This window comes from Geomonas diazotrophica (assembly GCF_018919385.1).
GTDB lineage: Bacteria > Desulfobacterota > Desulfuromonadia > Geobacterales > Geobacteraceae > Geomonas > Geomonas diazotrophica.
In genome coordinates, this window is sequence record NZ_JAHLMF010000058.1 from 1 (window position 1) to 249 (window position 249).

Genomic DNA, 249 nt, shown 5'->3' on the forward strand with positions numbered 1-249 from the left:
GAAAGCGTAATAGCTCACTGGTCGAGTGGGTCTGCGCGGAAAATGTAACGGGGCTAAGCATAGTACCGAAGCTGCGGATTTGATCCTTAAGGATCAAGTGGTAGGGGAGCATTGTGTAAGCCTGTGAAGGTCGACCGTGAGGACGGCTGGAGGTATCACAAGAGATTATGCTGACATGAGTAGCGAAAAACAAGGTGAGAAACCTTGTCACCGAAAACCCAAGGTTTCCTACGTAAAGGTAATCTGCGT

The 249-nt window shown here is 49.0% G+C and carries 1 rRNA gene; it reads left to right on the top strand.

The window, feature by feature from the left end:
- A 23S ribosomal RNA gene (locus KOM00_RS20540) occupies window positions 1-249 on the top strand; the annotation flags it as partial.